The sequence below is a fragment of the Aquabacterium sp. A7-Y genome, assembly GCF_026153205.1.
Taxonomy (GTDB): Bacteria; Pseudomonadota; Gammaproteobacteria; order Burkholderiales; family Burkholderiaceae_C; genus Caldimonas.
Map to the genome: position 1 here is coordinate 13808 of NZ_JAPFBW010000015.1, position 12770 is coordinate 26577.

Annotated in this window: 11 protein-coding genes and 1 pseudogene; 4 read left to right on the forward strand and 8 right to left on the reverse strand. The window is 70.9% G+C overall.

The window, feature by feature from the left end; all coding sequences use genetic code 11:
* Nucleotides 1-20: 20 nt before the first annotated feature.
* Nucleotides 21-1223 carry a selenoneine synthase SenA gene (gene senA / locus OOT46_RS15005; protein WP_322114259.1) on the forward strand — a complete coding sequence of 401 codons (1203 nt, stop codon included), beginning with the start codon at nt 21-23 and terminating at the stop codon, nt 1221-1223.
* Nucleotides 1224-1237: 14 nt separating this feature from the next.
* Here senA and OOT46_RS15010 read toward each other — a convergent pair whose 3' ends face one another.
* Together OOT46_RS15010 and OOT46_RS15015 are read right to left on the reverse strand one after the other, a co-directional pair.
* Nucleotides 1238-1843: a PEP-CTERM sorting domain-containing protein gene (locus OOT46_RS15010; RefSeq protein WP_265404425.1), complete on the reverse strand. Its 606-nt coding sequence runs from the start codon at nt 1841-1843 to the stop codon at nt 1238-1240.
* A 466-nt stretch (nt 1844-2309) separates the two neighbouring features.
* On the reverse strand, nt 2310-4880 hold the full coding sequence (locus OOT46_RS15015) for an ATPase, T2SS/T4P/T4SS family (RefSeq protein ID WP_416136199.1): 2571 nt from the start codon (nt 4878-4880) through the stop codon (nt 2310-2312).
* Nucleotides 4881-5258: 378 nt separating this feature from the next.
* On the opposite strand from OOT46_RS15015, the gene OOT46_RS15020 reads away from it, so the two are divergent.
* Nucleotides 5259-6458, forward strand: a complete 1200-nt coding sequence (locus OOT46_RS15020) for a sensor domain-containing diguanylate cyclase (protein ID WP_265404426.1) — start codon at nt 5259-5261, stop codon at nt 6456-6458.
* A 178-nt stretch (nt 6459-6636) separates the two neighbouring features.
* Nucleotides 6637-7890 (forward strand): sensor domain-containing diguanylate cyclase, encoded by a 1254-nt coding sequence (locus OOT46_RS15025; RefSeq protein WP_265404427.1) that lies wholly within the window; start codon nt 6637-6639, stop codon nt 7888-7890.
* A 12-nt stretch (nt 7891-7902) separates the two neighbouring features.
* Here OOT46_RS15025 and OOT46_RS15030 read toward each other — a convergent pair.
* From OOT46_RS15030 to OOT46_RS15045, 4 genes and pseudogenes are all read right to left on the reverse strand, one after another.
* Nucleotides 7903-9182 (reverse strand): annotated as a pseudogene (locus OOT46_RS15030) (RNA polymerase sigma factor).
* Between the two features lie 93 nt (nt 9183-9275).
* Nucleotides 9276-9686 (reverse strand): VOC family protein, encoded by a 411-nt coding sequence (locus tag OOT46_RS15035; protein ID WP_265404428.1) that lies wholly within the window; start codon nt 9684-9686, stop codon nt 9276-9278.
* A 57-nt stretch (nt 9687-9743) separates the two neighbouring features.
* Entirely contained in the window at nt 9744-10169 is a 426-nt protein-coding gene (locus OOT46_RS15040) for a YciI family protein (RefSeq protein ID WP_265404429.1), read from the reverse strand.
* Nucleotides 10170-10317: 148 nt separating this feature from the next.
* On the reverse strand, nt 10318-10686 hold the full coding sequence (locus tag OOT46_RS15045) for a YciI family protein (protein WP_265404430.1): 369 nt from the start codon (nt 10684-10686) through the stop codon (nt 10318-10320).
* Nucleotides 10687-10811: 125 nt separating this feature from the next.
* Here OOT46_RS15045 and OOT46_RS15050 point away from each other — a divergent pair, with 125 nt between their 5' ends.
* Entirely contained in the window at nt 10812-11357 is a 546-nt protein-coding gene (locus OOT46_RS15050; RefSeq protein ID WP_265404431.1) for a DinB family protein, read from the forward strand.
* Between the two features lie 36 nt (nt 11358-11393).
* On the opposite strand, the gene tolA is transcribed toward OOT46_RS15050, so the two are convergent.
* Both tolA and OOT46_RS15060 read right to left on the reverse strand, forming a co-directional pair.
* Nucleotides 11394-12326 (reverse strand): cell envelope integrity protein TolA, encoded by a 933-nt coding sequence (tolA, locus tag OOT46_RS15055; RefSeq protein ID WP_265404432.1) that lies wholly within the window; start codon nt 12324-12326, stop codon nt 11394-11396.
* 10 nt (nt 12327-12336) lie between these two features.
* Nucleotides 12337-12762, reverse strand: coding sequence for a biopolymer transporter ExbD (locus OOT46_RS15060; protein WP_265404433.1), 426 nt, complete (start codon nt 12760-12762; stop codon nt 12337-12339).
* Between the last annotated feature and the right edge of the window lie 8 nt (nt 12763-12770).

Here is a 12770-nt window from a genome sequence, read left to right on the forward strand (position 1 = left end):
AGAACAGGGCGGGAGGCGGGGTGGACATCGATACACCGGAGATGCGCAACAGCGGGCGCGACCTGCTGTCGCTCGCGCTCATTGACAGCCGCAACTGCAGCCTGCATCGGTTCGGCGCGCTGGAGCAGGCTGCCGGGGCCGCCTTGACGGCGGTGCCGCTGCCCGGCCTGGACCCGCCGCTGTGGACCCTGGGCCATGCCGGCTGGTACCAGGAGTACTGGATAGGCCGCAACCTGGAGCGCCACCTCGGCATCAAGGCCGATGCCGGCCGGCCCCGGCTGGCATCGATCGAGCCCTATGCCGATGCCTGGTACGACCCGGCCGCGGTGCCGCGCGAGCAGCGCTGGAGCCAGCCGCTGCCCTCCTCGCTGGCCACGCGCAGCTACCTGGTCGAAACCCTGGAGTCGACGCTGGAACTGCTGCAGCATGCCGGCGAAAGCGACGACGACCTGTATTTCTTCCGCCTGGCCCTGTTCCACGAGGACCTGCTGTCCGAGCAGCTGGCCTGCGTGGCCCAGGCGGTCGGTGTCGACGTGCCCGGCCTGCCCTGGCCGCGGCCGGCCGCTCCGCGCCCGGCGATCGGGATGCCGGCGACGCGCTGGCGTGTCGGCAGCGAGGCGGGCGGGTTTGCCTTCGACAACGAGCTGCCCGCGCACGAGCAGCGTTTGGCCGAGTTCGAGATCGACGCCCAGCCGGTCGACTGGGCCCAATACATCGAGTTCATCGAGGACGGCGGCTACGACGAGCCGGCCTGGTGGACGCCTGAAGGCTGGTCCTGGGTCCAGGCCAGCGAGCGCCGTGCACCCCGTCATGTCGAGCAGGTGCGCCACGGTGTGATGGCGCGCCGCGGCGCGAGCCTGGTGCAGCTGGCGGCACACACGCCGGTGATGCATCTCAGCTGGCACGAGGCACAGGCCTGGTGCCGCTGGGCCGGGCGGCGCCTGCCGTCCGAGGCCGAGTGGGAACTGGCCGCGTGCACCGCAGCGGGACGTGGCTTCCGCTGGGGTGAGGTGTGGGAATGGGTGGCGGACCGCTTCCAGCCCTACCCGGGGTTCGTCGCCCACCCGGACCGCGATCGCTCACGGTCCTGCTTCGGCAGCCACCGCGTCCTGCGCGGCGGCTCGGTCGCCACGCGCTGGCGGCTGAAGCACCCGCGGCTGAGGATGTGGGCGCTGCCGGAGCGCGACGAGGCCTTTTGCGGCTTCAGAAGCTGCGCCGCCTGAGTCCCGACGCGTTTTCAGAGGGACGGCCGGCGCCTGAGGATGAACAGGCCGGCGCCCAGGCCGGCGAGCAGCATCGCGGCGCTGCCCGGCTCCGGGACCACGCTGACGCCGATGACCGCGTCGTCGTAGTCGATGTCGGGGCCCCCGTCGTTGAAGCCCAGCACGTACTGGAAGGACCCGTGTCGCGTCACGATGGGCGTGTCGCCGTCGCCGAAGAGGGCGAAGGAGGCGCCGGGGACGCCGTTGACAGCCTCGGGCTGAGCCTCCGGCGACGTGGTGGCGAAGCCGAAGGACAGCAGGCGGGACCGCTCCAGCGTTTCCTGCAGGCTCTGCCCGACCGGGCCGTCGCTGCCCGGCGCGGCGGGGCCCAGGGTCGAGCCGGCGGCCTCGAACACATTGCTGAACCCGGTGTCGGCGCCCAGCCAGGTGTAGGTGACGACGGCGCCGGCCGGACCGAGCAGGGCGCCGAAGCTGTAATCGGTGCCGTTCAGCGAGGGGACCGGGTCGAAGCCCGCGACTTGGGCGCCGGGCTCCTTCAGGATCACTTCCAGGGGACCGGCGTGAGCGCCCGTGAGGGCGGCAAGCGCGGCCGCCAGGGCCGCTGCTGCGCGTTTGAACATCGCTTCCTCCGCAAAGGGTTGCACAAGACGAGATACCTCCGCCGGCCCCAAAAGCGGGCAGGGCGGAGGCCTCGGCAGGGTCGCTGTCGGACGCGATGCTCGATGGCCGCGCGACGACAGGGACAGGAATACCGGCTGCCGGCGCCTGCCCGACACCGTGCGGCGGTGCGGGCGAAAGCGTTTCAGGACCAGCGGCCCGCCCGGGGCGGCGGACAGCCGGCCGGGCTCAGACAAGCCGTTGAACGAAGAATGCGGGAAGCCGGCCCATGCGGGTGCAAGGATGTGCAAACCGATGTACGGTTCTGAAACCTTACAACCCGCTAAAAATCAATGAGGGAAACCCTTGGATTGCTGGCGCCTGCATTGGCGCGGGCTCCAAGGCAAGTGCCGAAAAATCGGACACGCGGACGTGGTGAAGGGGGGCGCCGCTGCGTTGCAATTCCGGCACCCGACTGTGGTACGAACGCTACGCGTTGCTGATCGCTCGCACTTCAGCCAGTGTGGTCACCCCCTGCAGGACCTTCTCGATGCCGTCCTGGCGCAAGGTGCGCATGCCTTCGAGCAACGCACACTGCTGCAGCTCCTCGGCGCGCGCGCCGGTCTGGACCAGACGGCGCAGGTCGCGCGTGGCGACCATCAGCTCGTGCAGGCCGGCGCGGCCGCGGAAGCCGGTCTGCCCGCACTTGTCGCAACCGCTGCTGGCGTGGTGCATCAATTGGCCGTTGCGGCCATGGCGCGCGACCCAGCCGGCGAGCACCTCGTCGCGCTCGGAGCCGGCGCTGACGGGCCGGCCGAAGGCATGCAGGTAGTCGCCCAGCAGTTCCCCGATCTCCTCTTCGGTGGCCGGGCGGCTTTGCCGGCAGGCGCTGCAAAGCCGGCGCACCAGGCGCTGCGCCAGCACCGCCAGCAGCGAATCGGCGAAGTTGAACGGGTCCATGCCCATGTCCAGCAACCGCGTCACCGTCTCCGGTGCGCTGTTGGTGTGCAGGGTCGAGAGCACCAGGTGGCCGGTCAGCGAGGCCTCCACCGCGATCTTGGCAGTCTCCTCGTCGCGGATCTCGCCCACCATGATCACGTCCGGGTCGGCGCGCAGGAAAGCCCGCAAGGCCTTCGCAAAGGTCCAGTCGATCTTGGCGTTCACCTGCACCTGGCGCAGCCCCGGCTGGGTGATCTCCACCGGGTCCTCGGCGGTCCAGATCTTGCGCTCGGGCACGTTGATGAAGCTCATCGCCGAGTGCAAGGTGGTGGTCTTGCCCGAGCCCGTCGGCCCGACGCACAGTACCAGGCCGTAGGGCCGCTGCATCGCCTCCTTCAGCTGGCGCAGGTTGGGCTCGCTCAGGCCCAGGTCGTCCAGCGGCAGCGGCTTGGCCGAGGCCAGGATGCGCATCACCACGTCTTCCAGGCCGTTGTTGGTCGGGATCGTCGCCACGCGCAGCTCGAGCTTCTGACCCGGCACGAAACGCGCGAAGTTGATCTTGCCGTCCTGCGGCTTGCGGCGCTCGGAGATGTCGAGGTCGCACATGATCTTGATGCGCGAGATCAGCGCGTTGCGGTAGGTGTGCGGCAGCTCGAGATAGGACTGCAGCAGGCCGTCCTTGCGGAAGCGGATCTTGATCTTCTCGCGCCCGGGATAGCTCTCGACGTGGATGTCCGAGACCCCCTGGTTGTGCGCCTCCACGATCATGTTGTTGATCAGCCGCACCAGCGAGTTGTCCGACTGCTCGATCTGGTGCTCTTCTTCGGCTGGGGCCTGGGAGGGCGAGCCTTCCTTCTCCAGCGTCTCGACCAGCTTGTCGGTGTCCGCCGCGTCGAAGTCCAGCACCAGCGGCGCGCCGCGCAGCGTCCAGGCGTCGCTGCCTATCTTTTCGTAGGCCACCCGGATGGCGGTTTCCAGCACGCCGAACTGGGCCAGCGCGGGCACGATCTTGAGCTGGCTGACGAATTCCAGCTCCTCCAGGGCCGAGCGGCGCGAGGGGTCCTCCAGCGCCACCACCAGGCGGCCGTCGCGCACGACCAGGGGCAGGGCGCCCAGCCGTGAGGCGACGGCCACCGGCACCTTGCGCAAGGCATCGGGGTCGGCCGGGAAGTGCAGCACATCGACCAGCGGGTAGCCCATCTTGTGGGCCAGCGCGGTCTGCAGGTCCTGGCGCGACACCAGGTTGTTCTGCACCAGCAGCTCGCCCAGCGGCAGCGAGCGGTCGGTCTTCTGTTGTTCCAGCGCGCCGTCGAGGTCGGCCTGGGTGACCAGGCCCAGCGACAGCAGCGCCTCGCCGATGCGCACCATGGGCATGCGGGACTGCTGCTCCAGCGCCGCCATCAGCTTCTCTGCCGTGACGATCTTGCGCGTGATCAGGATGTCGCCCAGCTTGCGGCCGCGCATCTCCTGCTGCTGGGCGGCTGCCTGCTCCACCTGGCGCGGTGTCGCGGCGTTCTGCGCCACCAGCAGCTCGCCGATGCGCGGGCCGATCTCGACGCTGCTGTAGGCGTGGCGGGGCAGGAAAACGCGGTAGACCGCGCCGGCCTCGTCGGCCGGCGGGAACAGGAACAGGCCGTCGTCGGTCTCGGCGTGGCCCACCGTCTCGCCGGTCAGTTCCTGGCCGCCGTCCAGACGCACCAGGTAGGGAATGCGGGGCCGCACGTCCAGCATGCTGGCATGCGGATCGTTGCTGGCCACCGTCAGCGGGCGCAGCACCTCGAGGATGCGCAGCGACTTGAACTGCGCGAAGCGCAGCGCCATGGTCGTGCGCGCCGGTGGCACCTGGACATGGGCCACCCCCTCGCCGGGGACGAAAAAGATCAGGCGCCCGCTCATCTGACGCCCGTTCAGACCTTCGATCTCGCAGCGCAGCGGCTGTTGCTGCTCGGTGGCGACGGGGTAGGCGCCAAAGGGCGGCGTGGGCCAGCGAAATGCCGCGTGGCGCGACTTCTCGCGCAGGCCGGCCTCCGGGGCCGGCGCGGGCGCCGCCTCGAGCTGCGGCAGATCGTCCAGGGGCATGGGGACGGTCGGCTCACTGTAGGACAGGTTGGAGTCAGACATGGGGCGGACGCGGGCGGCGGGCTCTGGTGCGTGGTCGGTTGAACCCGGCCGTCGCGGGACGGCTGGCCGGGAACACGGGCACCGCGCGGGCCAAGCCAACAGGCGGCCGGTGGCCGGAGCGGACGCTCGCACGGTGCGCCTGATGATGCCCGCGCGGCGCGCCGGCAAGGGCCGGAACAGGGGCCGGGTTACGGTGCTGTTCTCGCATTTGCCCGCATTGCCGGGGCCGGAGGCGGTTGGCATACTGGCCGACGCCGAGCGGCCGTGGGCCGCTGGCGAACCACAGGCCCCTGGCTTGCTCAGCCGTCGGGTAGGACGCCCGCGATGGTGGCCGGCATGCCGGCCGTGCCGGGCTGTAGCGAAGAGGCGTGTTCCTGCTTGGACTTCTCCATTGTTTCGATCATCGGCGCCGGGCTGGGCCTGCTGCTGTCCGCGCTGCTCGGACTGGCCGTGCGCCGGGTGCCTGACTCCGACGGTGCCCACTACTGGGCGCTGGCCATCCTGCCCCTGAGCGTCGGCAGCGCCCTGGTCGGGCGCGGCGAGGCGCTGCCGGCCCTGCTGCTGGTGCTGCGCGAGCCGCTGCTGCTGAGCGGCTACGCGCTGCTCGTGATCGGGCTGCGCCACTACCTGCGCCTGTCGCGCCCGTGGGCGCTGGCGGGCGGTGTGGTGCTGGCCAGCCTGGTGGTCACCGCCTTGTTCACCGCCCTGCTGCCCAATGTGGCCGCCCGCATCGTGGTGCGCTGCGTCGGCATCGCCGTGCTGGCCATCGCCGCCCTCGGCACCCTGGGCCACGTCGCCGGCACGCGGCTGCGCGAAGTGCGCCTCTACCTGCAGGCCGGCTTCGGCACCATCGCCGCGCTGGCGCTGCTGCGGGCCGTGCTGATCCTGCTGCCGCTGGAGCGGGGATGGGTGATGCAGGTGCAGGCCGCCGCGAGCATGGTGACCACGGTGACCATCCTGGCGGTCATCACCGGCCTGGCGCTCTTGATGACCGCCCGCATGAACGAGGCACTCGCTTGCATGACCGTGCGGGATGCCTTGACCGGCCTCTACAACCGGCGCGGGCTCGATGAGGCGGTACCGGGCACGCTGTCCTTCGCGCGCCGGGTGGGCCGGCCCGTCGCCCTGCTGGTCTGCGACCTGGACGGCTTCAAGACCGTCAACGACAGCCACGGCCACGCCACCGGCGACGAGGTGCTGCAGCGTGTCGCCCACGTGCTCGGCGCCCAGTTTCCGCAGGGCGCGCTGGTGGGCCGCCTGGGCGGCGAGGAATTTGTCGTGCTGCTCCCCGGGGCCGACGGCGGCGCCGCCCTCGAGCAGGCCGAGCGCCTGCGGCAGGCCGTCAAGGCGCTGGTCCTGGCCGCCCGGGACGGGACGCCGCTCGCCGTGACGGTCAGCATCGGCGTGGCCGCGATGGCGGCCGAGGAGGCGGACTGGGACGAGTTGCTGGCGCGCGCCGACCAGGCGCTCTACCAGGCCAAGGGCCAGGGCCGCGACCGCTGCACACTGGCCGCCACGCGACCCGCCGTGCCGGCGCCCGAGGCGGGCCTGCGGGCTGCTTTGGGGAGGGGGGTATGAGCCCCGCCCGGCCGCCCGAAGGGGCTCACCGCAGTGCGCAGCACGGAGGTGACCGAATGAGCCCCGCCCGGCCGCCCGAAGGGGCTCACCGCAGTGCGCAGCACGGAGGTGACCCAATGAGCCCCGCCCGGCCGCCCGAAGGGGCTCGCACCGCAGTGCGGAGCACGGAGGTGACCGAGTGAGCCTGGATCTGGTGTTCGGCCCGGCGCAGTTCTGGGGTATCACGCTCGGCTATGCGGTGTTGCTGTTCATCGCCGCCGTGTTGCTGCTGGTGCTTGCGCGCCTGGTGCCCGACACGCCGGGGCCGCGCTGGTGGGGCGGCGGCGCGCTGCTCGCGCTGGCCGGCGCGCTGATCGCCAGCAGCCAGGCCCAGGCCCACGGTCCCTGGGCGCGCGCGGTCTACGTGCTCGGCGATTCGGTGCTGTTGCTGGGCATCTGCATGGTGAGCCAGGGGCTGCGCCGCTTCTGCGGGGCGCCGCCCGGCGCGCGCTGGCTCGCGGTGGCGGTGCTCGTCCAACTGGTGCTGGGCGGCGCCCTCGAGCTGTATGGCATGTCGCGCCAGCACACCGTGGTGGTCTCGGCGATGAGTGCCGGCGCCTGGTTGTCGATCTCGTGGACGGCCCTGAAGCAGCTGCGCGGCCCGGGCGCCCCGATCTACCTGGGCCTCGCCTTGTGCGGCGTGCTGGGAGCGACCGGCTGGCTGTGGCGCTGCGCGCTGCTCGCCTCGTCCGGCAACAGCCCCCTGCCCGCGGTGGTCGTGCACGCCAACACCGTCCTGATCGCCTTCGCCTTCGTCGCGACCGGTGCGCAGGTGCTGCTCTACGTGCTGCTCGTCAACTTCCGCCTGGCTGCCCGGCTGCGGCAGCTGGCGGTGCGCGACCCGCTGACCGGCGCCTTGAACCGGCGCGGCTTCGAGGAGCACACGGCGCGGCTGACGGCCCTGTCGACCCAGCTCGGCCAGTCGGTCGCGGTGCTGATGCTGGACATCGACCACTTCAAGCAGGTCAACGACAACCACGGCCACCATGCCGGCGACCTGGTGCTGCGGGCGCTCGCCCACCTGGTGCAGCGCGCCAAGCGCGAGACTGATGTGTTCGCGCGTCTCGGCGGCGAGGAGTTCTGCCTGGTGCTGCCGGGTACCGACGTGCCGGGTGCCCGGGTGTTCGCCGACCGCCTGAGGCGCAGCTTCGAAACCCTGGAGATCGACACCGGCCGCAGCTTTCTCAGCTGCACGATGAGCGTGGGCGTTGCCTATGCCTCGGCCCAGGCCCTGCAGAGCGGGCGCAGCGACGTGGTGGACCTGCTGAGGCAAGCCGACGATGCGCTCTACGAGGCCAAGCGGGCCGGGCGCAACCGGGTGCGCTTCTGGGCCTCGGACGATGTCGTGTCGAGCCGCATCGACTCGCGCCTGTTCGCTTCCACCACGGGCTGAACGACACCGAGCTCAGGCGCTGCCGGCGAGGCCGCGGGCCCGCCCCAGCAGCAGCTCGCGTTCGCGCACGTTGTGCGTCAGCGCCGCAGCACGCTCGAACTCCTCGATGGCTTCCGCGGCTCGGCCCAACTTGGCGAGCAGGTCGCCGCGCACGCTGGGCAGCCAGGGGTAGTGCTGCAGCGCGCTGTCCGCCCGCATCGCGTCGACGATCGCGAGCCCGGCGGCCGGCCCGTGGGCCATGCCGGCCGCGACCGCACGGTTGAGTTCGACCACCGGCGAGGGCGCGACCTGGGCCAGCAGGTCGTACAGGGCGAGGATGCCCGCCCAGTCGGTGTCCTGCGGCCGCGCGGCGCGCGCATGGCAGGCGGCGATGCCGGCCTGCAGCACATAGAAGCCGTGTGCACCGCCCAGGGCCTGGGCCCGTTCGAGCGCAATGAGGCCGCGGCGGATCAGCAGCCGGTCCCAGCGTCCGCGGTCCTGCTCCAGCAGCAGCACCGGCTGCCCGCCGGCGTCGGTGCGGGCGGCCGCGCGCGAGGCCTGCAGCTCCATCAGGGCGACCAGGCCGTGCACCTCGGGCTCCTGCGGCGCCAGGCCGGCGAGGATGCGCCCCAGGCGCAGCGCCTCGTCGCACAGCGCGGGCCGCATCCAGTCCTCGCCCGAGGTGGCGGTGTAGCCTTCGTTGAAGATCAGGTAGATGACTTCCAGCACCGAGGCCAGGCGGGCTGCCAGCGCGTCGCCGCGCGGCAGTTCGAAGGGCACGCCGGCGCTGCCGAGGGTGCGCTTGGCGCGCACGATACGCTGCGCGATGGTGGCCTCGGGCACCAGGAAGGCCCGCGCGATCTCGGGGGTTGTCAGGCCGCCGAGCAGCTTCAAGGTCAGCGCCACGCGCGCCTCGGTGGACAGCACCGGGTGGCAGGCGGTGAAGATGAGCCGCAGCATGTCGTCGCCGACCTGGTCGGCGCGGGCGGCATCCAGGTCGTCGACGAAGTCCGGCACGATCAGGGCCTCCTGTGCTTCGAGCTCGCGGCCGATCTGCTCGTGCCGCTCGGCCAGCATGCGGTCTCGGCGCAGGTGGTCGAGGGCGCGGTTTTTCGCGGTGGCCGTGAGCCAGGCGCCGGGGTTCGCCGGTACGCCGGCCGCGGGCCAGTGCTCCAGCGCCGCGACCAGCGCGTCCTGTGCCAGCTCCTCGGCCAGCCCGAGTCCCGCACCATACGCAGCACGACCGCGATGATCCTGGCGCGCTCGATGCGCCAGGTCGCCTCGATGGCCCGATGGGTGTTGGCGTCCGTCAACGCGGCCTCCCGAGCTTGCCGTGCACCGGCCTCATTCGGTAACCTCCGTGCCACGCACTGCGGTGCGAGCCCCTTCGGGCGGCCGGGCGGGGCTCATGCTTGCGGCGGCGCCGCGTTCGGGTCCATGTACACCAGCTCCCACACGTGGCCGTCGAGGTCCTGGAAGCCGTGGGCGTACATGAAGCCGTGGTCCTGCGCCGGGTTCGGTGCGCTGCCGCCCGCCGCCAGCGCCTTGGCGACCAGCTCGTCGACCCGGGCGCGGCTCTCGCAGGACAGGCAGACCAGCACCTCGGTGCTTTTCGTCGCGTCGGCCACCGGTTTTTGGGTGAAGGTCTGAAAGAACGACTCGACCAGCAGCATCGCGAAGATGTTCTCGCCGACGACCATGCAGGCGGCCTTGTCATCGGTGAACTGCGGGTTGAACTCGTAGCCGAGGGCGGCGAAGAAGGCGCGCGAGCGCGACAGGTCCTTGACCGGGAGGTTGACGAAGATCTGGGAGTGCATGATGAGGTCCTTGTTGAGGAAGGGCGGGCGGCGTTCAGGCGCGCTCGGCCAGGGTTTTCAGGTCGCCGCCTGCGGGTGGCCGAGGTCGATCTTGCGGAAGCGGGCCATGCTTTCGCTCGGACCGAAGTCGTCCAGCTCGTAGACCTGCCGCACCTCGATCTCGCCGCGCACCGTGTCGCCGTGCGGGGCGGGGAAGCGGCGGGTCCAGTCGAGCGCCTCCTCGCGCGAGCGCACCTGGATCAGGGTGTAGCCGGCGATCAGTTCCTGGGTCTCTGCGAAGGGACCGTCGATGACCTGGCGGCGGCCGCCTTCATAGCGGATGCGCCAGCCCTTGGCGCTCGGTTGCAGGCCCGAGGCGTCCAGCAGCACGCCGGCCTGCGCCAGTTGTTCGTGGTAGTCCGCCATCGCGGCGATCAGCGGCTCTTCGGGCATGGCGCCGGCCTCGCTGTCGGCGCTGGCCTTCAACAGGATCATGAATCGCATCGCGGTTCTCCTTCGAATGGGTCGGTGTCGGGCCGGTCTGCTGGACCTGAGGCCCTGCAGTTCGGCTTCCACTCCCACGACGAAACAGGCGCGGCGATTTCGACAGCGGCTCGACGCAAAAAAGACGGGGGAAAACCCTGGGCTGCTTTCAAGCCCGCTGCGCTTCTTCGTAACAGGGGGCCAGGGCGCGCACTTCCACCGTGCACCACTGGGCGGCCGGGCACTCTGCGGCGATGGCGATGGCCTCGTCGCGGGTGTGACAGTTCAGCAGGAAAAAGCCGCCGATCATTTCCTTGGCTTCAGCGAAAGGCCCGTCGAGCACGCGGCGTTTCCCGCCGCGCACCTCGACCCGGGCCGCGTCGGCCTGGGAGGCGAGCGACTCGCTGGCGCGCAGCAGTCCGCGGGCTTGCAGGTCCTCGCCGAAACGTTGCATGCGCTCGTAGGCCTCGCGTCCCTCGGCCTCGCTGCGGGTGCGTCTCTGGCCGATCGGCTCGACGATCAGAAGCATGTAGGACATCGGATCCCCCTCAAGGTTGGCGCGCACTGCGGCGCTGGTCTTGCTGCAGCCGGCATTAGAACCGCGCGACGGGCGGTGTGAACAGACCCTAGACTCGGGGCCTGTTTTCACCCGACGCAATGCCGATGTCCGAACCACCCCTGGCACTGACGGCCCACTACCGCTGGATGGCCCGCTACAACACCTGGATCAACGCCCGGCTGCTGGAGGCCGCCGCGTCCTTGAGCGACGCCGAGCGCAAGCGCGACCGTGGTGCGTTTTTCGGCTCCATCCACGGCACCTTCAACCACCTGGTGGTGGGCGACAAGCTGTGGCTGGGGCGCTTCGCGGGCTTGGGGCCGGGCTTCGAGATGCTGGACGAGGAGGTGCTGAGCCTGCCGCCTTTCACCGGGCTGGACATGCAGGTCTTCGAGGATTTCGATGTGATGGTGCGCCACCGGCAGCGCATGGACGCCGCCATCGAGGCCTTTGCCGCGCAGCTGACGCCCGAGCTGGTGTCGGCCTCCTTCGCCTACACCACCAGCAAGGGGCTGGCGCGGCGCCACCCCTGCTGGCAGGCGCTGAGCCACTTCTTCAACCACCAGACCCACCACCGCGGGCAGATCACGACCTTGCTGATGCAGGCCGGCGTCGACCCCGGGATGACCGACCTGCTGGCGCTGGTGGATTGAGGCGGCGAGCCCCCGAGGGGGCGCCGACAGCTCGGCCTACAGGTCGCGCGGACGGAAGCGCAGGATCATCGGCGAGGGCACGCGGCCGTTTTCGTCGCGCGGCAGCGTCTGCGTCTTGTCGACCGCGCGCAGCACCGCCTGGTCCCATTCGTCGCTGCCGCTGGACTTGATCAGGCGCGAGCCCAGGATGGTGCCGTCCGGCGCGGCGCGCACCTCGACCTCGGCGCTGGGGTTGCCAGCCACGACGTCGCTGAAGACGATGTTGGGCCGTACCCGCGCAATGATCTTGCCGGCATAGCTGGCCGAGGGCGAGCCGGCCGCGGCGCCGCCCTGCGGCGCGCCCTGCTCGGCGCTGCCGGTGCCGGCCTGGCTCATCAGGCGCTTGAGGCGGTCGTCGCGCTGGGCCTGCAGGCGCTTGTCCTGTTCCTCGCGCTTCTTGCGCTCGGCATCGGCGAGCTCGCGTTTGCGCTGCTGCTCCTTGCGCTCCTGCTCCAGCTTCTCGCGCTTCTTTTCCTCTTCTTCCAGCTTGGCGCGCTTTTCCTCTTCCTGTTTTTCGCGCCGTTCGCGGGCCAGCTTCTCCTGGCGCTCGGCCTCTTCGCGCTCCTCGCGTTCGCGCGCTTCCTTGCGCTTCTTCTCGCGTTCCTTCTCGATCGCGATTTCGGCCTCGCGGTCGGGCTCGGGCTCGACGCGCTGCTTTGGCGGCGGCGGGGGCGGCTCGGGCTGGCGCACCGGCTCCGGCTCGCGCTCGGGCGGCGGCGGGGGAGGTGGCTCGGCCGGCGCGGCCGCTTGCGGCACCGCCGCCCACAGTTCGGCCTCCACGCCCTCGGGCTCGCTGGAGCGCCAGTTCAGGCCCAGGGCCAGGCCGCCGATCAGCAGGCCGTGCATCAGCAAGGCCAGCAGCAGGCCGGGGCCGCGCTTGTCGGGGGCACGCGGCAGCAGATCGTCGCGTTCGGCGGAGACGGGTGCCATGATGGTGTCGTCAGCCGGTGGTCTTGACCGACAGGCCGACCCGCTGCACGCCGGCGCGGCGCAGCTTGTCCATCACCTTGACCACGGTCTCGTACTTGACGGCCTTGTCGGCCGAGATCACGACGGGTGCGTTGTCGACGCCCGCCAGCGCGTCCTTGACCTCCGAGGCCACGGCCTCCAGCGTGGTCTTGCCGCTGTCCTTGCCGTTGACCTTGAGCTTCAGGGTCTCGTCGGCGGCCACCACCACCTCGATCACCCGCTCGGGGGCCTGCGCGGCCTTGCCCACCGAGGGCACGTCGATCATGCCGGTGGTCATCATCGGGGCGCTCACCATGAAGATGATCAGCAGCACCAGCATCACGTCGATGAAGGGCACCATGTTGATCTCGCTGATGGTGCGGCGGCGCGATCCGCCGCGGGGGCTGACGGCTGGCATCGTGCGTG